Consider the following 25,492-nt stretch of genomic DNA (forward strand, 5'->3'; position numbering starts at 1 on the left):
TGGAGGTTATAAAAAGAACCATAGCGGTTTTTTTCTTGTGTTTTTTTAACACTGAAATAATCTATCAGTTATACTTTTTTCTTGGTTTTCTATTTAATTTTAATTTTTTCCTCATATTTTTATTCTTTTCTCTATTATATCTCCCTGTTACTTTCCTCTTCCCCACGCTATAAAGTTCGTACCTACTGCTTTATAGTTGGTTTCCAAACGATAAAGGAAGCGGGAAGAGCAGCGGGCGGTCCATTATGTATTCAATCGTTTTTCAATCGGTTTTTACCATTACACAATTAATAAAAGAACAGGCTGGATCTAATATGGATTCAGTCTTTTTCTATGTGTCCAATATGCCCCTCAATCCCTTGTCCGATAAGGATAGTAGAGGGAAAAGAGTAACGAATGAAGAGCAAAGGTTCACGGCGTATTCAGTGTAAAGCCTTGATTCCTTCGATTTTTCCTTCAACCAACTTTCGGAAGACTTTATTTTAAAACTGAAAAAAAGGTGAAAAAACAGGTGAAAAACAGGCGAAAAAACGGCCATTTTTGAATCAAAAAACGTCCAAAATGAGGGTTCGGTCGGAAATCTTTATTTTAACTAGAACGGTGGAATGCGGGTTTGAGATGGGGATTTTGAGAAGAGTTTATTTTAAATGCACAAAAATAGTAGAAAACTTGCCCAGTCTTAAGACTGGGTTAAAGTCTTTAAGAAGCACTTAATTTAATAGGGATTGGAAATTTGTTATTGTAACGGCACAATTATTTCGGAGCCTGTTTTGTTCTTAAGTGTGATAAGCACCTGAACATCTACTCTATTGTATGATATTTCTTTTTGAATGAATTATAATAAAAGTAAAGGTATTGGTAAGAGGAGGGCTGGATAAAATGAAATGGCAAGAAGCGAGGGAGCTATTCCCAAATCAGTTTCTTTTGGTTTCAATTCTTGATTATCATGAAGAAGGTGACAAGAAAATTGTTGATGAAGTAGCCCCAATAAGAACCATTTCCGAAAAGGATGCAAACAAAGAATTCTTCCGTGCTAAAGAAGGAACTATTGTTTATCACACATCTAATGAAGAATTTGTAATTTACATTCGCAGAGATCCTTTAATGAAAGTGAGAAGAATCTAATGAAGCTTTCATATGATGGGCAACTTATTACAACAACTCTTTATGTGGAATTTCGTGGAATGGCATTAGAAATTAATGAGGTAATCGTCGATACAGGATCTTCTCATACAGTAATTAACCCGGATATTTTGGAGGAAATTGGGGTTAGATTTGAAAATGGGGACGTGATTTATGAAGCTTATGGGATAGGTGGAACTGTTCCGTTTTATACAAAAGTTATGGACAATATTAAAAATTGATACATTTTCTATTAAGAATTTTGAAATAGATATAGGAATGTTGCCTAATAATCACAATGGATTACTAGGGTTAGATATTTTAAAATCATATAACTTTACAATTGACCTAGAAAACTTGGAGTTAAATCCTTCGAATAATAATATGCAAAAAAGAATAAAAAAATAAAATGGCAGGGATAACTATGGCTAAAATTGGGGACAAATGATAGACCAGCAATCGTGCGTGTTGCAAATGAAGAAAAAGCTAATGAATTATATAATGTTTGTGAAAGTAGGGGGTGGAAGGTCATTATTGGTATTGAACCTGACAAACCCAGAAGATATTTCGGATATTCAAAGATTGCTAGGTTTAAAAGTTGAAAATACAAAAACGATAGTAAATGAAGAACAAATCGGTAGAAATGACCCATGCATTTGTGGAAGTGGCAAGAAGTATAAAAAATGCTGTGGTAAGTGACAAGCAGCCTTCAAGATTGGGCGTAAAGAATATTGGAGGAATGCTAAATGATCGATAGGGATCAAGACAGAAGAATATTACAGGTAATTCAAGATTTAAAAGGTGAATATGAAATATTAGAGGCATGAAGAACCATATTAAACAAGTGGTTAAAATTCCTTTTAAAGCTGAAATAGTTGAAGTGCAGGATTCAAATTTAATCGTTAAACAAGGAGATCGATTAAAGGTTCATTCGATAGAAGACATCGATGACAAGTATGGAATTATTGCACCTAAATATTGAATCACCCATTTGGAGAAGATTGCTTATTCCAAGTGGTATAACCTTTCATAAATTTCATAAACTTATTCAAGCTGCTTTTGATTGGCAAGATTACCATCTATATTTGTTTGATTTTAATGATTTCTTTGTTGTCAATTCCGATCCAGATACACCGTTTCATAATATTGAAAAGAATCCTAAGAAGGTAAAGATTGATCCTGTCTTTAAAGAGTACAAGCAGTTTTGATATGAGTATGATTTTGGGGATTCTTGGATGCATGAAATTGTTGTTGAGGAAGTTGGGATTTCCGATGAAGACCTGAAACATCCAAAATGTATTGACGGTGTAGGCGGTTATGAAGAGTTTTTAAATATTATTAATGATCCAAACCGTGAAGAATATGATGAAATGCTTCATGGGCGGAAAAAGACTCCGGGAAAATTTGGTGCATGTCACTTGTCGAATCATTGGTTGAAACCAGATAAAGGATTTAGATTTAAACCAGATATGGATTTTTGTGACATAGACAAATTAACTTGTGATTTAATAATTGATGAGGAAAATAAAAAAGGAACAAAGAAACTTCTTTCAGATCCATAGGTATAGAATTATGTTCAGTAAAGAGCTTTTATATAATTCAGATAAAATAAATTAGAATTTGAACGCCAGTTTTGAACTGCAAATTATTCATATTATAAGGAGGATAAGGAAAATGAAGATTCTTTTTGATGAAACATACGCTTCAAATGACGGAAAGCAAGCGAGCAGGAATATTTGGTATGGAGATGCTGATATCTATGTTGACGGTGAGTACGGAAAAGTCATTGGGCTTAATGAAAGTTTAATGAATAATCTATGCGAAATAATAAAAAACGACTTATCCAAGAACGCTGCTCATGCCCCTACCGAAACTAACTGGTATTTCTACGGAAGTGCTGTAACTCAGGATGATATTGGCGACAATAGCCGTTCGACAATTATGGTTCGTGAGAGATCTGGCGAGTTTATATCCAATTTTAATATCAGTGACCACGATTTTGCTTTAAATATTGATGCCATTCTATTGTTTAAGGAAGATTTTGAAAAACGTTTAGCGAGTCATTGACGAGTAGTAGCAGTATAAGCATATTATGGAGCAGTCAAATTTCAATTTGTCGATGAGATAATGAGCACAATCTGTATTTGAAGTTAAGACGCATCTTTCTTTTATATGAATGCAGTTGATATGTTCCCGTCTACCGATAGTCCCAAAAACGCAGTGGATATGTTTCCAAGAACGGACATACTCAAATGACATTCATTCTGTCCTCTCGAGCCACGTGGAGACGGTAGCACTGCTACAAAGGAATTTGTAACTAAACAATAGGAAACGAGGAGTTCTGGAATGAATAATAAAAAAAGGAAGTTGTCACCAGAACAACGTGAAGAAATACTCGGTGTATTGAAAGCCCGTTTTGAGAAAAACATGAATCGTCATAAAGGACTTGAATGGAGTAAAGTACAAGCAAAGCTAGAAACTAATACTGAAAAACTGTGGTCCCTCAATGAAATGGAAATAACCGGCGGTGAACCGGATGTTGTTGGTCACGATATAAAGACGGACGAATACATTTTTTATGATTGTTCAGCGGAAAGCCCTAAAGGTCGCAGAAGTTTTTGTTACGACCGTGAGGCACTGGAATCAAGGAAAGCACACAAACCAGAAAACAACGCTTTGGATATGGCTGCTGACATGGGTATTGAGATATTAACGGAAGAACAATACCGGGAGCTGCAGAAACTTGGAAATTTCGATACTAAAACATCGAGCTGGGTGAAAACACCTTCTAATATTAGAAAACTCGGTGGGGCCATCTTTTGTGATCGTCGCTACGACACTGTCTTTGTGTACCACAATGGAGCAGAGAGCTACTATGCTGCCAGGGGTTTCCGGGGCTCGTTAAGGGTCTGAATTTCGGTTGAAACGCAGCCAGGTGAAAGGACGCTAAGTTTGGTGCGTGTCACTTGTCGAATCATTTTACTATGAAAACGGTGGTCTTTCTTTTAATTTTGATCTATTTACCACACTAGGCACCTAATTGGAGGTAAGATTAGATGAATATAAAATTTGATCCCAATAATGTCGTTATTAAACTATGTATGAGTGGGATGGTAATGGAAGAAAACGGAAACACTGAGGGATCAATAATGATGTTTCTTAAAGCATGGCACGAAGCAACAGACGACTATGAAAGATTTATTGCAGCTTACCATTTAGCTCGTCAACAAAAGAGTATTACAGACAAATTAAAATGGATGGAAACATCTTTACAGTGTGCACTAAATATAAATGATGATAATGTTAAGAGTGCATACTCAACGTTATATTTAAACATTGCCAAATGTTATGAGGAGTTGTGTGATTCTACTAATGCAAGAAGAAATTATGAATTGTCAAATTCATATAAGGGTGCGCCTTCTGATGAAGGACCATTTTATCATGGGACAAAGGCAGATTTGCAGGTTGGCGATTTATTAATAGCGGGTGGAAATTCAAATTACAAACCTAATCTTAAAATGAACCATATTTATTTCACTGCTAATGCCAATGGTGCAGGACTTGCAGCAGCATTAGCAAAAGGAGAAGGAAGAGAACGCGTTTATATAATAGAACCAACAGGTGAATTTGAAAACGACCCAAATGTTACTGACAAAAAATTTCCTGGTAACTTAACACGTTCTTATCGCTCAAAAGAGCCTTTAAGAATTATTGGTGAAGAAACAGAGTGGGTGAAACTGACAACTACGGAACGACATAAATGGCGCGAAAATTTAGCTAAAAACAAGGGTGAAATTATTAACTAAAATATTTAATGGTGTGATAGTCGAAGGTCGATATGTTCCCGTCTACTGATAGTGCAAAATGTGTCATGGATATGTTTCCACCTACAGAAAACTCTAATGAAAGTTTGGTGCCTGTAAGTTTGGTGCCCGTCACTTGTCGAATCATAAATAGTCTGAACTTCTTAGGTTCTAGTTGGAAAGTAAACTCGGTAAATTAAATTGTAAATAATTAGGATAACATTACGAACCGTCCAGGTGTTTCAAGTTAATTTTGACAGGCGCCGATTATTATCGGATAACAATATACGGTCCCATCATCTCATAATCCTCGTGCTCCAAGATATGACAGTGCCATACATATAACCCGGTAAATGGTCCGAACTGCATGATTATTCGAGTAACTTGCTTCGGATTAGCTCGAACGGTATCTTTCCATCCTCGTTCTTGTGGTTCCAGTGGCATTGCCGGACCTGTATATTCGATAACCTTCTCCTTGTTAAATTTTTCAACATCGAAATTTCTTCGGTCAAGTATTTGAAAATCAATTAAGTGAAGATGAATTGGGTGTGAATCATCAGTTACGTTGATGAGGTACCATATTTCGGTTGCCCCTAATTTTGGATTTTCTGATATAGGTGCATCCCATGGATTATTATCCAATAGCATCCATTCACGACCGTACTGATCCATATTATCATTTAATGTTAGGCATCTTACTCTCGTAACTGACTGTTCTTTTGTTTTTGGAACAGGCATCATATGAGCCGGAATTGTACTAGTGTCAACACTTGATAAAGGAAGAGTTACTCTAAATTGCATCACTTGACAAACCGTATTTGGATCCGGTTTGTCACCCCCTGGAAAAGGAGCGGGGGCATCATTTGTCATGATAATATTCTTCCCTTCTAAATTGGTAAAATCAATGATCACATCTGCTCTTTCTGCAGGGGCTAACATGATTTCCTTGAGACCAACTGGATATTCCAGCAACCCTCCATCAGTCGCAATTTGATACATAAGTTGTCCAGAATCAAGCTTAATCCTATAGAAACGAGTGTTGGATGCGTTTAAAAGCCTAAAGCGGTATTTGCGTGGTTCCACTTTTAAATAAGGCCATACTTTACCATTTACTAGAATCGTATCCCCAATAAATTTAGGAGTAATCGACATTTCTAATTCAGGAATCGGTTTTTCTGGTTGCTTCGGGTAGTAAAGAGAACCATCCTTATTAAATGTCTTGTCTTGTATCATAAGAGGAATCTCATATTTCCCACTCGGTAAATTCAATGAACGTTCTCGATTTTCTCTGATAAGATAAAATCCCGCCAAACCTGCATAAATATTTAGCCTCGTAATACCAATCGTGTGGTCATGATACCATAAAGTGCAGGCATGATTACAATTATCATATCGATAGATTTGCTTTCTAAAATATGGCCCCACTTGTTTGAATCCCTTTGTAAACCAAGCCTCTGGGTAGCCATCGCTTTCCCATTCAACACAAGCTCCGTGTACGTGCACGACTGTTCTTACATCAGGCACGTCCCGATGGGCACCATGAACCGTATAATCGATAGGAAAAAGATGCTTACCAGGAAGGTTGTTAATCCATTTAATAAACACTTTTTCTCCACTTTCGACTTCAATTGTAGGTCCTGGATATCCATCTTCGTACCCCCAAACAGTTGTGTCATTTAACTGACTATGAAGTGATTGACGGAATTCAGTCATATTTACTTCGTAATAAGTATAAAACTGATTTTTCCATCGAGGTTTTAAAATAGGTGGGATGGGTAGTTCGTCTATAAATTTAGAGAGAATCATCATTCGCCTCCTTTATAACATACCGTAATGTCAAAAAGTTAATAATCCTTGATTTAATGGGCTATAAATGTTAAAAACTTGCCAATCCCATAGTTTTAGATTAAAAGTGAGGTTACCACAGGCAACACCTAATCCCTAACACCGAGGAACTGACAAGTCGTACCCTCAATTATTAACTTATTTAATGGAATCAAGCATCAAGATTAACTAATCTTACTGATTTGACTAGTTCTTATGATGATGTCAGCTCTCCACCATTAACATGAATGGTTTGGCCAGTAACAAATCTGGAATCATCAGAGGCAAGATAGACATACGCTGGCGCAAGCTCAAATGGTTGGGCCATTCTCTGCATCGGATTACCGGAACCTAATATAGCGACCTGATCTGCAGAATATGTTGACGGCTGAAGCGGAGTCCAGGTTGATCCTGGTGCTACAGCATTGACCCGAATTCCCTTATCTATAAGATTATTGCTTAAAGCACGAGTAAAGCCAATAATCGCTGCCTTCGTTGATGTATAATCAATCAATTGTGCAGGACCTTTAAAAGCCACAACCGAAGATGTATTAATAATTGAGCTGCCTGGTTTCAAATAGGGAAGCGCCGCTCTAGTTGTGTAAAAATGAGAATAGATATTAACTTTAAAGGTGGCTTCGAATTGTTCGTCAGTGATATCGAGTAAACTTGGTTGCTGGAACTGGATACCCACGTGGTTAACAAGGATATCCAATCGTCCGAATGATTGGATTGTTTGTTCCACAATGGAGATACATTGAGTTTTGTCTCGGACATCACCTGGCAATAAAATGCAACGCTGGCCGAGTTGTTCGATCCGTGCTTTTGTTCTGTTTGCATCTTCATGTTCATCCAAGTAGGAGATAGCAACACTAGCGCCTTCTTTAGCAAACGCAATCGCTACAGCTGCTCCGATACCGCTGTCCCCACCTGTGACGAGGGCGACTTTCCCTGTTAATTTGCCGCTTCCCCTGTACTCTGGATTTTCAATAATAGGCCGGGGAACCATCTGTTTTTCCACGCCCGGTTGTCGAAGTTGACGTTGTTCAGGGACATTTATCGGAATTTCCTCATAGCGAGTTATTACCCCGTAATTTGGATATAATGGATAATTTCCATCGGTGATTTTCTTCTGATTTTTTTGCTCATTCTGTTGCATTGGAGACCTCCTTGCAGTAATAGAAAATACCGTTTTAGATTATGTTACATGGGCGCACCTAGTGCATGTTCCAATCCAAATTGTTTAAAGCGGATGAAAGAAGTACTTGCTCTTTATTAGAAGTAGCTGAATAAGGTGTATTAGGTAAATTTAAGAGGAGGTTATTCGCTTGTTTCAATATAGTCCTGAAGTCAAATTATTACTAGTGAATTTTTCTGATGAAAAAGTAGAGATGCTCTATAATAACAACCCTTACACGTGGTCAATGCCGTTAATAGGACCTAGACCGCCCTATTATACTAATCCTCGTTACGTACAAACCTATCCCATAATCTAATGAGGGTGGTGCCAATCACCACCCGAAATATAAAAAGGGGACAGGTTGGAGGTTGAAAGTGTGAAAAATGAAGGGAAAAAGTGGGTTCCCTTGACCCTAATTCCTGTTCCCTGTACCATGACTTTATTATCATAATAAATAAATTTGTGGCAGAAGAAACGCGTCAAAATTTGTGAATATGAGTAATTCATACAGTGTATGTTCAAAAAGGTGACAAATTAGAAGCAAGAAGATCAAGGCGGCGCTGTTTTGAGGACCGGAATGTAGGTTTTTACTACATGAGGACCGGAAAAACGAGCGGGCGCCGAGATTCGTAGCTTATCATTTGTTGACTTTTTGAACAACCTCATACAGAAAAATTTTGAGAAAAGAGGCGTAGCAGGACTTTATTTTTACTTAACAAGAGTAATAATTAAAAGGCAATTGGCCCAGCGGCAAAACAGGACTTTTGTAAGTAACTAGTAAACCGTACTAGTGTCTATCAATACCGATGTTTTTGAAAATATTCAGGGGATTTTTCCTAACACATTGTAAATTACTCATATCCAAATAAGCTAAGGGAACACTTATGGAGAAAAGGTGTGGATGGAAATGGAGGAAAAGATTAAGGAACATACTTTGTTATTGGTATATTTAACATCATGGAAAGAGGATGAACTGTATGAAGAAATGAGAAGAAGCTGGAAGGGCTATCCGTTTGATGTCTTAAATGAACTTACTGACGAGGATTTTATTCGTGGAAGTATTAGATCTAAATCTGTCTATTTAACTGAAGCGGGTATCATAGAAGCTAAGGTTTTAATGAAGAAATACCAAGTTAATGATGTCTAAAGGATAAAAGCAAGGAAATAATTATTTACAAAGTAAAATGGCAGTCTCTTCTTGTGATTCTGATTGTGATTGATGAAATGAAAGTTAAATTAGTGACAGATTAAGGGGAGAAAAAATATGCTTAAAATTGGAAGAAATGATTTGTGCCCGTGCGGAAGTGGTAAAAAATATAAAAAATGCTGTATGGACAAAGATAAACAATTGAATGTGAAAGAAACTTTAAGAAATCCCTTTAATCACTTGCTTACATATGAAGGGGTAAACGAACTGAGTACCGCCGAAATCATTCACCAGTTATGGAGATTTGGTATTCCATTTAAACAGGAAACATTTTTAAAAGATGTCGAAAAGTTCTACTCTGCTGAAGATCTTTCGGAAAACTGGTTCCATCAATATTCTGTTACTGCAAAGGGAAGAGATGAAGATTTCCCTTGGCTGGCGGCCTCGATTTTATGGGAGAGATTGGCTCCATCAAAAAAACTATCTATGGAACAAATGAATGACTTGATTGATAGTGGTATTGAGTATGCAGATCAAAATGATTCTATATCTGCATGTGATACATGGTTGAAAGTATGGAAGGCAATAAAGGATAGGATTGAACCTAAATTCCAAAACTTGGATTATCTTGACAAGCACTATAAGGGCAGTTTTTTTATTCGGGATTTTTGCCAGGACCTAGAAGCTGAACTTCATAATGCGGGTTTGAATGATCCTGTTTATTTTGAAAAAAGAATAAATTATTGTCGCGAGTTTTGTAACTATTTTCCTAAAGAAAGTGAGCTAATTATTCATAATATGCGGCGTGCCATTGCGGATTCTTACGCTAAGTTAGATCAATATGGGAAAGCTGAGTCTGGGTTTGAGAAGTTAGTGCAAGATTTTCCGGACAATCCTTGGGGCTATATCGGGTGGGGAGATCTGTTCTTTTTTGAACATAAGAAGGATTATCATAAAGCGCAAGAACTATACGAAAAAGGTTTAGCAATCGCCAAGGATCAAATGGATATTGAAGCCATAAAAGAGAGGCTTGAAGATTTAAAGGAAGGATTATAAATATAATGTTTTTTACTTGGACGTAGCTTATTGTAATTAATAAATGGCGAATGCTAAGGTGAAATGAATGTTAATCCAATGTACGAAGCCCTTACTTGATAAGATAGGAATAAAGGGCAATGAACTAGTTTCATTTGAAGGCTATGAGCAATTTCCCAATAGTTTCATAGCGTGGCACGTTAATTTTGTAAAATTGGTATAACTCTACACATGAAAATAAAACCAATGATCAAGATGTTTTCATCTATTCAGGTGATCTTTATCAAATTCAGTAAAAAAATGAGCGTTTTACAGGACTAGTGTATTCCGTTAAAATGTCATTAAGACAAAGAGTAAAGTAAGTCTCAGATATAATAAAGCTAAAATGAAACATTAGTTAGCTCATTCTTGACTCTCAGCTGATCGAATTGAAAGAGGGGTGCTCCTAGATGACAAAGAGTCAATTGAATCCTAAGGTAGATGAATTTCTAAGTAAAGCTAACAAGTGGAAGGAAGAATACGAGAAGTTAAGACATATTATTCTTGACTGCGAACTGACTGAAGAATTTAAGTGGATGCACCCTTGTTATACATATGAGAATAAAAATATCGTATTAATACATGGATTTAAAGAATACTGTGCGCTTCTGTTTCACAAAGGTGCCTTGTTAAAGGATACCCAAAGGATTCTTATCCAACAGACGGAGAATGTGCAGGCGGCGCGTCAGATTCGGTTCACCCATGTTCAAGAAATAGTAGAGATGGAAACGATCATAAAAGACTATATTTATGAAGCGATTGGCGTTGAAAAAGCCGGTTTGGAAGTGAATTTCAAAAAGCACACTGAATTCATCATTCCTGAAGAATTGCAAAATAAATTCGATGAAATCCCTGCCTTGAAAACGGCTTTTGAAGCATTGACACCGGGACGGCAAAGAGCATACATTTTGTATTTTTCTCAAGCTAAACAAGCCAAAACTCGAGAGTCAAGGGTTGAAAAATATACGAAACAAATTCTTGATGGGAAAGGATTACATGATTAATATATTCGATGAGAAAATAAATTAGTCAAACTAAGATTGGTCTCTAGAATTATGGAATGGATTTCCTTAGAAACCATCTTTTATATTATTGATAAAGTTGACCACTATTTCTTACTGTAGAATTTTGATGGTTAATCATGTACTGATGAATACGATCGATATTTCTTGTGGTTTTATTCAATTATGGTAATAATACAGTTATACATCATAAGACAAACATTAATTGGTAGTAACACTTTTAGTCTTAAACAAATTAATAAATAGGAGATGAGATGTATGACATTGAAATTGATTCCGTATTTAGTTATGAATGGAAATGCAAGTGAAGCCATTGACTTTTACAAAAAAGCATTAAATGCCGAAGTGCTTTTTACCCAGTCATTTGGAGAAATGCCTGAAATTCCAGAGTATCCAATACCTGAGGATGCGAAGAACCGGATCTCTCACGCTTCAATAAAAGTCGGCGAAACAGAACTGATGTTTTCTGATACATTTCCTGGTCAGCCTATTACAAGCGGAAACCAAGTGACGATTTGTATATCCACTGATGACGCTGAAAAGTCTAGACAGATCTTTGAGACACTAAAGCAAGATGGTGAAGTAACAATGGAGCTACAAGAAACGTTTTTCAGCCCGGCTTATGGTGGTGTAATAGATAAGTTTGGTGTTAGCTTTCAGATTTTTACAAACGGTCAAGAAGGATAATTTATTCTATATTTCAAGTGTTATATAACCCCTTTTTCAACTAGATTTACATAAGTATTTTTACAAAAATGACTTTGTTGTCGTACTTTTACAATACAGAGTCATTTTTGTTATATAAATATATCTAGAGTTTGTTAATTTCTTATAGATGGGAGTTAAACGAAGAATGATCAAACAGCCATTCCAAACGAAATCGATTTTTGCAAAATTTGCTAGTGCAATGACCTTAATTTTCATTTGTTTAGCAGTTAAAAGTCGAGTTAAAAGTTTGTCATCTACTAAACTACTAAATGTTCCATTAATCAAGCAGAGACCTGAATTACCATCAGGTTGTGAAGTCACAGCGTTAGCCATGGCATTAAGATATTATGGTATAGATGTAAACAAAACGACATTAGCCAATCAAATGCCTCGAGACAATACACCTGTAAAGAGAAACCAAGATGGAACCATTAAAATATGGGGAGATCCAGAAGTTGGATTTGTTGGAGATCCATATGATAATGGCATCACCATTAATCCCAATCCGTTAAAAAAAGTACTGGATAATTACCGTCAAGGCGGTCTAGCTTTGTATGGCAAAGACTTTAATGTGATTGAAGGTTATGTAAAAAACAAAAAACCTACACTTATTTGGTTTACGATTACGCATGAAATGCCTATAAAACGGACATGGGAAACACCTAACGGAAAGATCATTTTCGCTCCACGCCCGCTACATTGCATTGTTGTAACAGGTGTTGATCGCAAATATGTTTACTTTAATGATTGTGAATCGACGAAAGTAAGTGGACAGAACGTAAGAGTGCCTAAAAATGAATTTATTCAAATATATAATGCGATGGGAAAAAGAGCATTAGTGGTAAATTGATTTCTTTGGTTGTATTCGTTTTTGTTTAGACATGGAAATCACTCCTTTATATGATTCATTATGGCCATGATTTCCATTTTCTTTGGAGTCTTGATACCAATTCAAATTAAACACGCACTATAATTTAAATTTAGAGGTGAATGAAAAATGAAATTCATTATTTTTATTTTTCTTTTTATCTGTTTAGTGTTCGTATTCAATAAAATTAGAAGAAACAAGGATAAATAAAAAGGGAACTGAGTCCCTTATAGTGCGTGTTCAAAAAGGTGACAAACGAAGATGAGAAATATGAGGGAAAAGGAGTGTATGATGGAAGTCGATGGGCACAATATAATGCCTGTCACCACCCGAACCACTCGAAATTTATCGAATAAAGTAAAAAAGGTTTTTAAATAAAATGTACCAAAAAATAACTTCTCCCAACTTAATAGTTGAGAGAAGCTCTGCAGGTCAAGTTATTATTGACCATGATTCAATCGTTTTTCTTATTCAATTCTAATGTAGCAACATAATTATGACCTTCTGTCCCAAGAACATAAAGAGTCAGTTTCGCATGCTTTCCATTTAAGCCATTTTCCAACTGTCTCACATTTAACTCGATATTGCCATCCGCTGTTTCATGAGTATAAAAGAATTTCCTATGAGCATCTGTATCATATTTCTCCCCATCCGAAATAGTATAAGCTAAAGTTCCAGATTGTTCAGTCAGTGGACTGATATTTGCAGTAAAGTGAGTCGGAATGGTGATTTTCTTATTGCCAACGTATAGCGCATATACATTATCATGATCTGTCGGTAGCAAAGCAGCCTGAACTCGTTTTGCAGCGGCGTAACCAGCACCTTTTTCTTTACTATGCACGATGTAAGCAACACCGTTCGCCCATGCTTTCTGGAATTGATCAATCTTATACTGCCGAACTGCAGTATCATCCGATGGGGCAAATGAATCGTTGACGATCACATAATCTTGGGTACCAATCGTTTTAAACCCTCTCACTAAGATTAAATGACCACCTGTTGTGCCAGGAGCCCCCTCCACATAAGGTAGCTTTGTGTTCAACGGATTATTTGTGTACTTAACGCTGACTGCGACAGGATATCCTTTCTCAATTTCTTTTTTCAATCCATCAATATCGGTAAATACGGAATATGATCTGTATCCGTAACTGCCGGCGAGTGCCGAACTAAATGCCCAGTTACCAAATCCATCATACTCGTAGTCATAATCTCGATAGGCTGTTTCTTCCAATAACAAGTTTTCACCCATACGATTCATCGCCATGGTTATTGTTGTCGGACTGCAAATGGAATCAGCAATCTTTGGATCGCGAATCATTTGCGAATAGGCTGGTGTATCAATATCCTTATTTAACAAGATTTTACTCGGATGCTTACTAGTCGTGTTCCAACCAAGTTCAGTGGATGCAGAAAGAAGACGTATACTAGGTGAAACACGCGGATTATCGCTGTGCAAAATCGCTTTTATTTGGAATTTGTTTGCATTTTCTCCCTGGCTACCCCGAACGGTGAACGTGTCGACATCTACATAGGCTAATGGATCAGACATATCAGATACGCTGGCGCGGGCTATATTGGTGCCCCATTTTCCCCACGATCGCCAAGTTGACCAATCCTGTACCCATTGGTTATCAGCGTTATAATGACTGATTAAGGCACGTGCCTGAATCTCGACATATGTTCCCGTTGGCGTGTCACTGTTCCAAGATGCAATCATATAATCAAATTTATTAGTTGAAATTTCAGGAGATACATACACGCCGTCAGTAGCATATTTACCTCGTAACTTTTCCAAGGTTATTGCTCCGTCGCTCGGTCTCTGATGTATGGAAATATTCTGACCGGTTCCTTTAGAAAAATCATTCGCTGTACTAATAATATACGTATGATCACCTTCAATCATAAAACCTGGTCCATTAGCATGGGCTGCAATAGATAGAACTGGCGTTAAAATCAAAAATGCTGAAAGTGAAATGGCTATAATATTTTGTAACAGTCTATTCAAGTTGTACCCTCCCCATTATTATTAGCTTGATTCAGAAAAAAACAAATAATCTAACTCTTTTCTACCATAAACCTAAAAAAGGGACGAGACTAGAGTCTCGTTCCCTATTTTTAGTAGATTAATAGAATAATGATCGTTAGCTAAAGAATGGTTCACTTAGTCAGTGATTTTCTGATTTTATCCTTTAATTCACAAGTTCTTTTTCCTTAAAAATCACTCCATATTCACCAACCAAAAAGAACTATGCATATAGGTTTAATTTAAAAAGAAATGAATCGATTTTGATCAATCTTTTTTCAAAATGGATTCGTTTTATGAGCAGTAGAATAAGGATTTATGAGATTTTAATCAACTTAATTTAAAAATTACATTATCAATCAAATAATTCGCTTGGAATCTTTTTTTCTGATTCACGAATTGTAAAAAAATTAATCGTTATTTTTTCTTTTTGTACTTCCTCAATATTTTCTAATTTATCATTGTTTATAGGTAAAAAAGCTAAACCCTTTCCCTGAGCAATGAATTCCTCAATAAGTGAATAAGAATCTAGCTGCTGAAGTTGTTTTTTAGAGAGAGAATTTTCCTTCATGAATTCAATTGTATAATTTCTAAAGGGACATTGTTTATCATGGCTAACAAAAAAGAACTCCTTTGAATAGTCAATATTAGATTTTCCTTTTGCTTTTAGTAAACCCATAGAAATTGTAGTACTAAAGACTTTTTGAAACGCTGGATCGGAATAATGACTATAAGTTAAGACCATGTCAACTCTTTGTTTCTTTAATAGTTGTTGCAGATGATTACTACTTTCCATATATATTTGGTAATTCCTGAAATTTTCATTGATACGGTTACTTAAATAATTTGACAAAATAGATTGTGACGTCCCTATTCGATAAGTATTGCCACTCATTTTAATTTCATTTTTTGCTTCTTCTACTAGATTTAGTATTTTATTAGTATAATCTAACAAAATATCACCCGATGGTAATAGTGAAATACCTTTGTTATATCTATGCAATAGCGGTGTTTCTAACTCTTGTTCTAGTTTTTTAATTCTTTCAGTTATATTTGGTTGCACATAACCTAGTTCTTTTGCGGCTTTACTGATTGAACCTTCATTCACTACAGTTTTAAATATGATAAGATCATTCATTTCCATTCATTTCAACCCCTTATTGAATATCATTATAAATGATATCATTCATAACTTATACCTATTTTACATTGTTTAAATCCCGCATTATGATCATTTATATAATATTGAAAGTGAGTGATAAATATGGTTGGAATGCAATATAAAGTTATTTTGCCAAAAAATTATGATATGGGGATTATTAGAAAAAGGGTGCAAGATAATGGTCATAAAACGGATGGTTTTCCAGGTCTTAATTTTAAAGCGTATTTAATCACTGAGGCAGAGAAATATGAAAATTTATATAATTCCTATGCACCGTTATATCTTTGGAATAACTATCAAGGAATGAACAAATTTATCTTTGATGGTTTTTATGACAATATTTTAGAATCCTTTGGATGGCAACAAATTAATATCGGTGTTCCTTTATCTATTAACTTAGAAAAAGATTTTAACAAAAGTAGATATGTTGTTGAATATGCAGGAAATATTCCTGAGAGTAAATCATTAATTAAAACGCCGTTTAATTCCATTAATCAATATGTAAAAAATACAGAAAAATGTTTGGGGAATTTATTAATTTATAACCCAGATAAATGGGGTTATAGCCAATTTAGTTTTTATCAAGAAAAGCCAAAAATTGACTCAGTAGATCACCTTACAGTATATGAGGTTTTACATGTTTCACAATAGCCATTAATCATAAAAACGAACAACAAGAAAGGGAATGAGAGTATATGCCGTTTGTTAACGTTTATTATCCTGAAGGTCTATCGAATAAAGAAGAATTAGAGAAGGTGAGCAAAAGTATTCATCATTCGTTGATTGAACATTTTGAAGTTCCTGAAAATGATTACTTTCAAATGTTTTTTCCCTACCTATCTAATCAATTTTTTTATGATCCGTATTACCTAATAGAAAGAGATAAAAAGAGAACAGAAAACATGATGCATGTTTCTATTACTTGTGGGCCAGGAAGGACAGTAAATCAGAAAAAGAACTTGTATCAATCCATATCAAAAGCTATTTCTAACCATTTAAACATCTCTACAACTGATATTTTTATTACACTAAACGAGACATCTGCTGAAAACTGGTCATTTGGTCAAGGAGTAGCACAAATGGTTAATATGATGGAGGGAAAAGAATAGTGAATGATCGTATCGAATCCAATATACCAAAAAAAATGAGAGAAATGGCTCCCGATTTTGTTGATTACAGTGAAAACATATTGTTCGAAAAAGTATGGAGAGATCCTACTTTAACATCCAGAGAAAGGAGTTTAAGTACACTATCTGCTCTAATTAGTATTGGCAATACTGAACAACTATCATTCCATATACGATTAGCTGAAAAGAATGGAATTAATGAAAAGGAAATTATCGCTTTGATAACACATATGGCCTTTTATGTTGGCTGGCCTAAAGCAGCCTCTGCGTTAAATATAGTATTGGCCTGAATTTTGTTTGGCGCAGTCTACTGTCACCACGCGAAATTTATCGAATGAAGCAAGTGTCTAACAACATAAAACGGGTTTTTGCAAGTGAAGCGATTGACTTTTACAAAAAGGCACTAAATGCTTAACCAGAATCTACTTAATATTTTATCTAAAACAGCTCTGTTTACTTTTCTATTGCACAGAGCTGTTTTTGTTTGTATAGAAAAAAGAAAAAATTATTTTAAGTGCGTGTTCAAAAAGTCGCCAAATGAACCCTCGGCTCCCGCTTGTTTTTTCGGTCCTCATGGAATGGATACAAAAAGATCTCTAGCTAAAATCTCTCACGTTGGCGCCTGAATCTACCACATCATATGGAATGCTGGTCCAAAGAAAACTGCCAGCTCTTCTCCTTCTTGCTTCTAATTTCCCACCTCTTTGAACACGCACTTTAATAAACTGGCTGTTTGTAATAAAATTAAACCAGTTATATCAAATGGAAGAAGCTGAGAAAATTCAACTTATAGTCTTAATCGTTTTGATTTTAAATAGAGGTGAAGTCCATGGGAAAGTGGTTCCCAAGAATCTATGATATAGCCATGAGGCCAATTGAACGATCAGGGTTTAAAAAAATTCGAACGAAGCTGGGGAAAGAAGCGAATGGTAGGGTACTAGAGGTGGGTTCAGGCACAGGAATTAATTTTCCTTACTACAGAAATGCGATACGTGTAGATGCAATCGAGCCAAATTCAATCATGAGAGAGAAGTCCCTCCGTCGTCTAGAAAGAGCCAGGGTTCCAATACAGCTATCCAATGCCCGTGCGGAATCTCTCCCCTTTGCTGATGATACGTTTGATACGGTATTAGCAACGTTGGTATTTTGTACGATTCCAAATCCAGTCAAGGCTATACAGGAAATAGAACGGGTCAGTAAACCAGGAGCGAAAGTGCTGTTTTTCGAACATGTTAGAGTCGAACAACCTTTTCTAAGAAAAACGCAGGATTTACTAACACCGCTATGGAAAAAACTATGTGATGGTTGCCATTTGAATCGGGATACTCTAGCGTTATTGAAACAGTCTAATTTAGAAGTCACAGAAGTTAAGTATTACTATAATCAAATATTTGTAGTTGTTAAATCATTTAACAACAAATCTAATAAACTATGATGACGAGCTTACATATATTGTCAAACTATTAAAATTATAAAATAGTTCAATCTATCTCATTTAAGGAGCAAAAAAGTGGACAAAAAAGAAAAAAATATAATATCTATTAATGAGAAAAAGCTATTTCACGCGAAATCGTTTTTTGCAAAATGGGCTATTACTATGGTACTTGTTTCTGTTAGTATAACTGGGTTTACAGGAGTTAATTCGGCCATTGCTACGACAACGAGTATAACAAAATATACCGTCTCTGCCACATCCTTAAACGTACGAAAAGGAGCAGGTACAAAATACCCGGTCATTGGAAGAATTAAAAAAGGACAGTCATTATCAGTGAAGCAAAAATTGTCCAATGGTTGGTACAAAATAAATTTTAGTGGAAAAACAGGCTATGTAAGTGGAAGTTATGTCAAAGTATCGACGGTAAAAAGTTCTCCATCTACATCAACCACCAAACCATTAAATGTACCATTAATAAGACAGCGACCTCAATTACCTTCTGGTTGTGAAGTAACTGCACTGGCTATGGCATTAAGTTATTATGGAAGAAATGTGAGCAAAACAACATTGGCAAATCAAATGCCGCGAGATAGAACTCCTCTGAAAAGGAACCGTGATGGTTCAATTAAAATATGGGGAGATCCTGAAATTGGATTTGTTGGAGACCCATACGGGACTGGATTTACAATTAATCCAAATCCCCTTAAAAAAGTTCTTGATAAATATCGCAAAGGCGGAATGGCTTTATATGGTAAAGACTTCAGTGTGATCGAAGGTTATGTAAAAAAACGAAAACCAACCCTTGTTTGGTTTACCATTACGCATGAATTACCTACAAAACGTACTTGGAAAACACCTAAAGGAAAAACAATCCTAGCTCCACGTCCATTACATTGCGTTGTTGTGACTGGTGTAGATAGTAAATATGTTTATTTTAATGATAGTGAATCAACGAAAGTAAGTGGAAAGAATGTAAAAGTATCAAAAAGTAAGTTTATCCAAATATACAACGGCATGGGAAAACGGGCATTAGTTGTGAATTAATTTCTTCGCTGTATCATCTTTTGAACAATATTTTATAAGATATATTATGGGTGACATCTATCACATCCTTGAAATATAAAATATGTTAGTTTTTAAAAACAAGGTGTGATTATAGTCACAATAATAGGATGCAGTATTCATTATATAAAACAGGATGTCAAGGGTGATATGAGTGAATTATATAAAACAACTAGGTGAAGCTCAAAAAAAGTTGAGAGATCTTGAGATAGCCTTAAATGAATCGTCCATTGTTGCCATAACAGATAACAAAGGGGTTATACGATTTGCTAACAAGAAGTTTTGTGAAATATCTAAGTACAGTAAAGAAGAATTAGAAGGCAGTAAACATAGTATTATAAATTCAGGTTACCATGATAAATCCTTTTTTAAAGACATGTGGCGTACCATTGGAACTGGCCATGTTTGGAAAGGTGAGATTAAGAATAAGGCCAAAGATGGGAGTTACTATTGGGTCGATACAACCATTGTTCCATTTTTAAAAGATAACGGCAAACCGTATCAATATATAGCAATAAGACACGATATAACATCACTTAAAGTTTATGAGAAAAACATTGAAGTCATGGCTTTTTATGATCCGCTTACCACTTTACCTAATCGAAACATGCTAAAAAAGTGGGTTGGCAATCTTAAAAATGTTAAAACCAAAAACATGGCTGTTTTATTTCTAGATATTGATAGATTCAAATCAATTAACGATAAATATGGTCATAACATTGGAGATTCCTTATTAGAGAAATTTGCGAATCGTATTAAGAAGTGTCTTCGAGAAGACGATCTCATTGTACGGCAAGGTGGTGACGAGTTTATCATCATTCTTGATAACGTGATGGTCAAAGAAAATGTCATCGTAGTCATTGAAAAACTAATAGACAATATTTCAGCTCCCTTTCTGGTTTTTGAGAAAAAACAAATTGGAGTATCGGTCAGTATTGGCATAAGCTTGGGGCGTATTGACTCTGAACAAACAAATATCGATGGATTGGTAGACACTTTAATAAAACAAGCTGATATCGCTATGTATCATGCAAAAAAACAAATAGGTAATTCTTATTGTTTCAATACTCCTAATCAAAACAATGAATTAGAACGTTATTACAAAATAGAAAATGAGCTTAGAAATGCTTTGAGGAATAATCAGTTTCATATTGTCTATCAACCAATTATTAATTTAACTCATAATACAATTAGTGCAGCTGAGGCCTTGCTACGTTGGGAAAGTCCTATTTTGGGACATGTACCGCCATCAGAGTTTATTCCTTTGTTAGAAGAATTTGATCTAATCACGGAAATAGGCAACTGGGTATTACAAAAAGTGTGTTGTCAAATGAAATCATGGCTCATTCAAGGAATTAAATTAAAGAGAATATGCGTCAATGTCTCTCCAATTCAGTTTAAGGACACATCATTTGTGAAAAATTTAGAAAAAATTCTTGATGAGGCCAGGCTTGATCCAGCTTATTTAGAAATTGAAATAACTGAGGGAACGATATTGGATATGAAGGAATCTGAAAAAATTCTAAGAGATTTAAAATCGCATAAAATAGGCATCTCCATTGATGATTTTGGAACAGGATATTCATCTTTGAGTTATTTAAAACAACTTCCAATAGATACTCTAAAGATTGATAAATCTTTTATCAAAGAGTTGGATTTAGATGGAAAAGTGATCGTAAATACAATCATAAGCATGGGAGAACATCTAAATCATAGGGTTATTGCTGAAGGAATCGAAACAAAGGAACAACTGGACTATTTAAAGCAACAGAATTGTCATGAGGGTCAAGGTTTCTATTGGAGTAAGCCTATCAATGCTGATAGATTTCAGAAATATATTGAAGATTTCAAGACGATGAAATTAAAAATATGAAACTTTATTCATAGTTCTCGATTTGAAGTGTAGGTTGTTGATTCAATAGGTTGGTACCTTGATAACCTACTTATCTAATTTTTTTATTACACCATATGACTTAGTCTTATTCACTTACCTTGTATAAAACTTCCTCGTTATGGATAAAAATGACTAATTAATGAAATAGGAAAAAATGAGGGACATTCTCTTGTTATTTCATATATTAGCTGGATTTGTCATTCCATGGATTATTGCAGGCTTTATTTTCAGAAATAAAATAAAGTTACTATTGACTTTTGTTCCCGCTGTAATGGCTATTAGTTTACTTATCAACCAGTTTGGTTTTAACTTCTTTTGGAGACTGGATGTGAGATTCACAGAAATTTCATTAGCAGCTATCCCTTATGTGGTCGGTATATCCTATTCTAGGCTGTCTTTTTATTTTCTTTGTACATTATAGAAAATACAACAAAACCGTCATGTTCTTTTTATTTATTGTTATTACCACAATTATGGAATTAATCGGTGTTTTGTTTGGAAAAGTCATTTATCGAAATGATTGGAACATCGGCTGGACGTTAGTTAGCTACTCACTTGCCTATGTGGTGCTTTATCTTTACTACAGATTGACTATAAAATATAAGGTTTTCGGTTAGTCAACTAGATGCCTAAAATATTTCAAGTTTGATATCACGCCACAAACTTTGGATTCAAACAGTCGTGGCAAGCCCTTACATAACCTATCGCTATTTTGAAGGTTGCTCCCAATTAATGAAAAGGGAACTGAAAGGTTATATCAACCTATTAATCAATCTTTATAAACACTTCCTATTTATCTTGTTATGATGAAATATAAAATGTATATTTTTTTCTCCAGTCATTTAAGTTCCGGTACTAGCTATTAAGTAAGTTAGTTTAATTTAAATATTACAGGGGTACTTTTTGTACCTGTATAACTACGCTCCTATGAATAGGGGCGTTTTTTTTATAATCTTAATTCAGAAAGTGAGGTGAGGGAATGGAACAAAAAAGATCAATATCAAGACGTACCGTGCTGTTAATGGCCATCACGTGCGGCTTCACTGTTTCCAATGTATATCTTAATCAAAATTTATTATTAAGCATGGCAGAAACTTTTCGTATTTCATCAACAGAAATAGGTATAGTAGCGACTCTATCACAAGTTGGTTATGCGATAGGTAATTTAACTCTTGTGCCGTTAGGGGATCTATTTGAAAGACGAAAAATGATTTTATCGTTATTAATGTTTGTCTGTCTAAGTCTTGTTGCTTCTGCGCTGTCACCAAATTTTATTTGGTTGATCATGGCTAACTTATTTTTAGGTTTCTTTACTATTGTGCCGCAAATTATCGTGCCATTAGCTGCTAGTTTCTCTATCGATAAGGAGCGTGGAAAGGTATTAGGTAATGTCGCCATAGGATTAGTTTGTGGAATATTAGGTGCCCGTTTTATTAGTGGTGTGGTGAATAATTATTTGGGTTGGCGATCGATGTATTGGATCTCATTTGGATGTACACTTGTGATCATTTTACTGATAAAAATGCACTTACCTAAAAGTAAAGGGATTCAATCTATGAAATATGGTGAGTTACTTCAATCACTTTGGCCACTTTTTCTTAGAGAAAAAATATTAAGGAGAGCCTGCGTAAGTCAAGCTATGATGTTCGGGGCATTTAGTTTGTTTTGGACAACGTTAGTTTTCCGTTTAAGTCATTCCCCATTTCATTATTCAAGCAGTGTAGCAGGAACAATTGGTTTAGTGGGGATAGGAGGAGCTTTTGCTACCCCTATCATTGGACGAATCATTGACCACAAAGGAGCAACATTTGCAAACATTTTATGTATGTTGCTTGGTTTCATTTCTTTTATGCTCTTTACTATAGGGAATACCTCTTTAATAGCTATTGTTATCGGTAGCCTCTTTATTACCATGGGAACACAAGCCAACCAGGTTGCTTGTCAAGCCCAAATTTTCCTACTTCCTGAGGAAATACGAAGTCGATTAAATGGCATTTATATGGTATCTACTTTTTTAGGAGGAGCACTGGGCTCTTATTTAGGTACTCTCGCTTGGAGTCACTATAAATGGGGCGGAGTATGTTTTGTTGGTTTAATTATGATCATTGTTGCATTTACTTCAGCTTTTGGTTTGAAGAAAAAAATAAATACAGAAGCAAAAGTGTCACAAAGGAGAGGACAATAATGATAAAAAAAGATGAAAACTTCGAAAAAGGTTTAAATATTTTAAAACAAATAGACAGTGAGAATTATGAAAGTATTGTAGATAGCTTTAAAGATTCAATTGCTCCGGATTTGGGGACATTGGCTGTTTCATTTAATTATGGACAAATTTTTTCTAGGCCAGGCTTAGATTTGAAGTCACGCCTTCTGGCCACTGTTGCTGGCTTAACAGCTATGGGTAATATTGAGCAACTGAAATTTTATATAAATGGAGCACTAAACGTTGGATGGACTGAAGAAGAGATTGTTGAAGCTATGATGCAAATGATTATTTATTCAGGGTTTCCGAGTGGATTGAATACAATTTTAACAGTAGCTACAGAAGTTTTTGAAGATAGAAAAGCAAAGAATATATAAATTAACGTATGGTCGAATTTAAAACAAAGTTTCTTTTCAGAGTGGGAAAATTCCCGCTCTCTTTATTTTTTGATATTCTAAGTTAAAGACTCCTAAAAAGAATAGTCGGGAGGAATGAACTGTGAGTATGGATAAAGAAAGAAAAAAAGAACTAGGAAAATTTCTTAAATCAAAGAGAGGAAAAATATCACCTACAGAGTTTGGTTTACCTATTGGTAAAAGAAGAAAAGCAATAGGATTAAGAAGAGAAGAACTATCTCAGTTAGCAGGAATTGGTTTAACTTGGTACACGTGGTTGGAACAAGGACGTGATATTCAAGTTTCAACACAAGTGTTAGATAGTATCTCAAGAATTTTAAAATTAAATCATGAAGAACGGAAACATATTTACCTGTTAGCAAACCATCAAATCCCTTTGGACAACAATTCTGATATAGTCGATACCTTACATCCAGTTGTACAAAATTTCATTAACCATCAAAAAGATTGTCCGATATATGTGACTAATGAAAAATGGGATGTAATATCTTGGAATAAAGCGGCTTGTAAAGTTTTTGGGGATTTTACTAAAATGAGTTCAAAAGAGAAAAATGCTCTTTGGAGATGTTTTTGCTCTAAAGACTATAAAGAACTCCTTGTAAATTGGGAAGATCATGCGAAACGCTTACTTGCACAATTTAGAGCAACAACCAACCGATTTATTGGTGAAAGATGGTATAAAGATTTAATCGATGAATTAAGAACCACTAGTGAAAAATTCAACAATTGGTGGGGGGATCAAGAAATTTTAGGTACACCCATTGGGGAAAAAGAAATTAGACATCCTTACATAGGAACATTATTTATGGAACATATGACATTACAAGTTTATGATTCTCCAGATCTTAAGTTAACGATTTATCGGCCTTTGGAGAAAGGTCATACGGCAGAGAAAATGGAAAGATTATTAAATGGTTAACATTAGTCGCATTTTCCTAGAATAAAAAGAAAATAACGACTATTTTTTAAAGCCGATGGAAAAGCCCTTGGTCTTTTTCTTGGTCAAGGGCCATCTTTTTATCATTAGTAAGGATATGGATAGTAAGGATAGTAATAAGGATAAGGATAGAAGAATGGAAAGACGAATTGGAAATATGGAAAGCGATAAGGTCTAAATCGACGGTATCTTGGATAACCACCATAACCACCGCCATAATATCTTTCATCGGATGATTCTCTTTCACTTTCACTTACGTCTTCAGGAACCAATAACATAACATGTTGATCGTCCATACCTGTTAGAATACCTTCTATTTTTTTACCATCTTTCATTTGACCAACAACATGATAATTCATATACTTTTGGCAAATTTGTTTAATATTACTTTGTTCCTGATCTCTAACAAAATCAGAGTTCATATCAAAACCTTGCTGACCCATTTGTTCATTTTCTGGATACATACGTCATATCTCCTCCTTTGC

The 25,492-nt window shown here is 35.1% G+C and carries 30 protein-coding genes and 1 pseudogene; 26 read left to right on the plus strand and 5 right to left on the minus strand.

From position 1 onward, the window contains the following. Window positions 1-245 precede the first annotated feature (245 nt). The 9 genes and pseudogenes from GMB86_RS08565 (at window position 246) to arr (ending at window position 4,928) form a co-directional block, all read left to right on the plus strand. Window positions 246-431, plus strand: a complete 186-nt coding sequence (locus tag GMB86_RS08565) for a hypothetical protein (protein WP_155218710.1) — start codon at window positions 246-248, stop codon at window positions 429-431. A gap of 448 nt (window positions 432-879) precedes the next feature. Further along, entirely contained in the window at window positions 880-1,125 is a 246-nt protein-coding gene (locus tag GMB86_RS08570; RefSeq protein WP_010023864.1) for a hypothetical protein, read from the plus strand. Beyond that, a complete protein-coding gene (locus GMB86_RS15760) occupies window positions 1,125-1,364 on the plus strand; it encodes a retropepsin-like aspartic protease (RefSeq protein WP_230459056.1) in 240 nt (79 codons plus the stop codon). Before GMB86_RS08570 ends, GMB86_RS15760 begins: the two co-directional genes overlap by 1 nt. 259 nt (window positions 1,365-1,623) lie before the next feature. Further along, window positions 1,624-1,821 (plus strand): SEC-C metal-binding domain-containing protein, encoded by a 198-nt coding sequence (locus GMB86_RS15495; protein WP_230459062.1) that lies wholly within the window; start codon window positions 1,624-1,626, stop codon window positions 1,819-1,821. A gap of 124 nt (window positions 1,822-1,945) precedes the next feature. Next, the gene (locus tag GMB86_RS08585; RefSeq protein ID WP_155218712.1) at window positions 1,946-2,104 is read left to right on the plus strand and encodes a calcium-binding protein; all 159 of its coding nucleotides are present in this window, start codon (window positions 1,946-1,948) and stop codon (window positions 2,102-2,104) included. Continuing rightward, window positions 2,079-2,684 (plus strand): annotated as a pseudogene (locus tag GMB86_RS15765) (plasmid pRiA4b ORF-3 family protein). The gene GMB86_RS08585 and the pseudogene GMB86_RS15765 overlap by 26 nt, the downstream one beginning before the upstream one ends. Before the next feature lie 112 nt (window positions 2,685-2,796). Further along, window positions 2,797-3,189, plus strand: a complete 393-nt coding sequence (locus GMB86_RS08600) for a hypothetical protein (RefSeq protein WP_155218718.1) — start codon at window positions 2,797-2,799, stop codon at window positions 3,187-3,189. A 279-nt stretch (window positions 3,190-3,468) separates the two neighbouring features. After that, complete coding sequence (locus GMB86_RS08605; protein WP_155218720.1) at window positions 3,469-4,035, plus strand: DUF4256 domain-containing protein; 567 nt, start codon at window positions 3,469-3,471, stop codon at window positions 4,033-4,035. A 479-nt stretch (window positions 4,036-4,514) separates the two neighbouring features. Beyond that, on the plus strand, window positions 4,515-4,928 hold the full coding sequence (gene arr / locus GMB86_RS15770; protein ID WP_230459063.1) for an NAD(+)--rifampin ADP-ribosyltransferase: 414 nt from the start codon (window positions 4,515-4,517) through the stop codon (window positions 4,926-4,928). 267 nt (window positions 4,929-5,195) lie between these two features. On the opposite strand, the gene GMB86_RS08615 is transcribed toward arr, so the two are convergent. Then, the gene (locus GMB86_RS08615) at window positions 5,196-6,731 is read right to left on the minus strand and encodes a multicopper oxidase family protein (protein WP_155218724.1); all 1,536 of its coding nucleotides are present in this window, start codon (window positions 6,729-6,731) and stop codon (window positions 5,196-5,198) included. Window positions 6,732-6,963: 232 nt separating this feature from the next. Continuing rightward, window positions 6,964-7,908, minus strand: a complete 945-nt coding sequence (locus GMB86_RS08620) for an SDR family oxidoreductase (protein WP_155218726.1) — start codon at window positions 7,906-7,908, stop codon at window positions 6,964-6,966. A 169-nt stretch (window positions 7,909-8,077) separates the two neighbouring features. Between GMB86_RS08620 and GMB86_RS15500 the strand changes: the two genes are divergently transcribed. The 7 genes from GMB86_RS15500 to GMB86_RS08645 all read left to right on the plus strand — a co-directional run bounded on the left by GMB86_RS15500 (window position 8,078) and on the right by GMB86_RS08645 (window position 12,730). Further along, on the plus strand, window positions 8,078-8,245 hold the full coding sequence (locus GMB86_RS15500) for a hypothetical protein (RefSeq protein WP_181406463.1): 168 nt from the start codon (window positions 8,078-8,080) through the stop codon (window positions 8,243-8,245). Between the two features lie 194 nt (window positions 8,246-8,439). Beyond that, a complete protein-coding gene (locus tag GMB86_RS15990) occupies window positions 8,440-8,562 on the plus strand; it encodes a hypothetical protein (RefSeq protein ID WP_268987306.1) in 123 nt (40 codons plus the stop codon). A gap of 274 nt (window positions 8,563-8,836) precedes the next feature. Continuing rightward, the gene (locus GMB86_RS08625; protein WP_155218728.1) at window positions 8,837-9,076 is read left to right on the plus strand and encodes a DUF6429 family protein; all 240 of its coding nucleotides are present in this window, start codon (window positions 8,837-8,839) and stop codon (window positions 9,074-9,076) included. 117 nt (window positions 9,077-9,193) lie between these two features. Then, complete coding sequence (locus GMB86_RS08630) at window positions 9,194-10,132, plus strand: tetratricopeptide repeat protein (RefSeq protein ID WP_155218730.1); 939 nt, start codon at window positions 9,194-9,196, stop codon at window positions 10,130-10,132. A gap of 428 nt (window positions 10,133-10,560) precedes the next feature. Next, window positions 10,561-11,154: a YdeI/OmpD-associated family protein gene (locus tag GMB86_RS08635; RefSeq protein ID WP_141190992.1), complete on the plus strand. Its 594-nt coding sequence runs from the start codon at window positions 10,561-10,563 to the stop codon at window positions 11,152-11,154. Between the two features lie 276 nt (window positions 11,155-11,430). Next, a complete protein-coding gene (locus GMB86_RS08640) occupies window positions 11,431-11,859 on the plus strand; it encodes a VOC family protein (protein WP_141190991.1) in 429 nt (142 codons plus the stop codon). A 166-nt stretch (window positions 11,860-12,025) separates the two neighbouring features. Beyond that, a complete protein-coding gene (locus GMB86_RS08645; RefSeq protein WP_230459057.1) occupies window positions 12,026-12,730 on the plus strand; it encodes a C39 family peptidase in 705 nt (234 codons plus the stop codon). Window positions 12,731-13,202: 472 nt separating this feature from the next. Here the strand turns inward: GMB86_RS08645 and GMB86_RS08650 are convergent, their stop codons facing one another. Beyond that, entirely contained in the window at window positions 13,203-14,753 is a 1,551-nt protein-coding gene (locus tag GMB86_RS08650; protein WP_230459058.1) for a C39 family peptidase, read from the minus strand. A 373-nt stretch (window positions 14,754-15,126) separates the two neighbouring features. Next, window positions 15,127-15,915: a LysR family transcriptional regulator gene (locus GMB86_RS08655; RefSeq protein ID WP_141190990.1), complete on the minus strand. Its 789-nt coding sequence runs from the start codon at window positions 15,913-15,915 to the stop codon at window positions 15,127-15,129. A gap of 120 nt (window positions 15,916-16,035) precedes the next feature. Here GMB86_RS08655 and GMB86_RS08660 point away from each other — a divergent pair, with 120 nt between their 5' ends. The 10 genes from GMB86_RS08660 (at window position 16,036) to GMB86_RS08705 (ending at window position 24,989) form a co-directional block, all read left to right on the plus strand. Continuing rightward, window positions 16,036-16,584 carry a DUF4865 family protein gene (locus GMB86_RS08660; protein WP_141190989.1) on the plus strand — a complete coding sequence of 183 codons (549 nt, stop codon included), beginning with the start codon at window positions 16,036-16,038 and terminating at the stop codon, window positions 16,582-16,584. Between the two features lie 44 nt (window positions 16,585-16,628). Continuing rightward, window positions 16,629-17,042, plus strand: coding sequence for a tautomerase family protein (locus GMB86_RS08665; protein WP_141190988.1), 414 nt, complete (start codon window positions 16,629-16,631; stop codon window positions 17,040-17,042). Continuing rightward, on the plus strand, window positions 17,042-17,350 hold the full coding sequence (locus GMB86_RS08670; RefSeq protein WP_141190987.1) for a carboxymuconolactone decarboxylase family protein: 309 nt from the start codon (window positions 17,042-17,044) through the stop codon (window positions 17,348-17,350). The genes GMB86_RS08665 and GMB86_RS08670 overlap by 1 nt, the downstream gene beginning before the upstream one ends. A gap of 539 nt (window positions 17,351-17,889) precedes the next feature. Continuing rightward, window positions 17,890-18,495 (plus strand): class I SAM-dependent methyltransferase, encoded by a 606-nt coding sequence (locus tag GMB86_RS08675; RefSeq protein ID WP_141190986.1) that lies wholly within the window; start codon window positions 17,890-17,892, stop codon window positions 18,493-18,495. A 75-nt stretch (window positions 18,496-18,570) separates the two neighbouring features. Further along, window positions 18,571-19,539 (plus strand): C39 family peptidase, encoded by a 969-nt coding sequence (locus tag GMB86_RS08680; protein WP_246092836.1) that lies wholly within the window; start codon window positions 18,571-18,573, stop codon window positions 19,537-19,539. Window positions 19,540-19,711: 172 nt separating this feature from the next. Further along, entirely contained in the window at window positions 19,712-21,430 is a 1,719-nt protein-coding gene (locus GMB86_RS08685) for a sensor domain-containing protein (RefSeq protein ID WP_141190985.1), read from the plus strand. Between the two features lie 190 nt (window positions 21,431-21,620). Then, window positions 21,621-21,872, plus strand: a complete 252-nt coding sequence (locus GMB86_RS08690) for a hypothetical protein (RefSeq protein ID WP_141190984.1) — start codon at window positions 21,621-21,623, stop codon at window positions 21,870-21,872. 558 nt (window positions 21,873-22,430) lie between these two features. Beyond that, window positions 22,431-23,636, plus strand: a complete 1,206-nt coding sequence (locus tag GMB86_RS08695) for an MFS transporter (RefSeq protein ID WP_141190983.1) — start codon at window positions 22,431-22,433, stop codon at window positions 23,634-23,636. Then, window positions 23,636-24,031 carry a carboxymuconolactone decarboxylase family protein gene (locus GMB86_RS08700; protein ID WP_141190982.1) on the plus strand — a complete coding sequence of 132 codons (396 nt, stop codon included), beginning with the start codon at window positions 23,636-23,638 and terminating at the stop codon, window positions 24,029-24,031. The genes GMB86_RS08695 and GMB86_RS08700 overlap by 1 nt, the downstream gene beginning before the upstream one ends. Window positions 24,032-24,152: 121 nt before the next feature. After that, window positions 24,153-24,989, plus strand: a complete 837-nt coding sequence (locus GMB86_RS08705; protein ID WP_373681550.1) for a helix-turn-helix transcriptional regulator — start codon at window positions 24,153-24,155, stop codon at window positions 24,987-24,989. Window positions 24,990-25,093: 104 nt separating this feature from the next. Here the strand turns inward: GMB86_RS08705 and GMB86_RS08710 are convergent, their stop codons facing one another. Next, window positions 25,094-25,471, minus strand: a complete 378-nt coding sequence (locus GMB86_RS08710) for a hypothetical protein (protein WP_230459059.1) — start codon at window positions 25,469-25,471, stop codon at window positions 25,094-25,096. Window positions 25,472-25,492 lie beyond the last annotated feature (21 nt).

This window comes from Terrilactibacillus tamarindi (assembly GCF_009718825.1).
Classification (GTDB): domain Bacteria; phylum Bacillota; class Bacilli; order Bacillales; family Sporolactobacillaceae; genus Terrilactibacillus; species Terrilactibacillus tamarindi.